Annotated in this window: 1 protein-coding gene; it reads left to right on the top strand. The window is 62.2% G+C overall.

Annotated elements, in window-relative coordinates; genetic code table 11:
* Nucleotides 1-593, top strand: a 593-nt coding sequence (locus tag KYC_RS29780; protein ID WP_043519401.1) for a hypothetical protein, incomplete at both ends; no start/stop codon positions are given.

Here is a 593-nt window from a genome sequence, read left to right on the forward strand (position 1 = left end):
ATGGAGCACGTGCTGGGTGCCGACCAGCTTGATCTGGTGGCCGACTTCGCCAAGGACAGCAAACCCGCACTCGAGGCGTTGTTGAAGGCCCAGGCCTTCTCGGCATTGCCCCCGCCGCTGCAATTGATGCGCATGGACATGATGCCGCCGGCCGGACGGACCGGACAGGGCGGCGTGGCCGTCGTCCTGGACGATCCGCTTGGAATCGCCCAGGAACTCAATGCCTGGCGCAATGCAAGCGCCGAGCCCCTGGAAGCCTTCATGGCGCAGCAGGACGGCGAAAGCCTCACCAACCACCGCAAGTTCACGATCGCCTACGCCATCGAGAACATCAGGAAGCTCGTCGAGGATGAGGCTGAGCAGGCCTACTACAAGGATCACCAAAACATCGGCGTCCGCTACTCGGACCCCCAGTATGAAATGAGCAACCGCCACGCAGTCGTGCAGTCGTCCGGCGGCTACAGGATCTATCGCAATCCGGAGCACCACCGACAGGTGCGGGAGGCGGCCATCAAGGCTCGTCGCGCCGATAGCTGGAACAAGTACGCCGGCTACATCGACGAAGACATGCGCCAAGACTTTCTGAACCGCTA

This window comes from Achromobacter arsenitoxydans SY8 (genome assembly GCF_000236785.1).
GTDB lineage: Bacteria > Pseudomonadota > Gammaproteobacteria > Burkholderiales > Burkholderiaceae_B > Achromobacter > Achromobacter arsenitoxydans.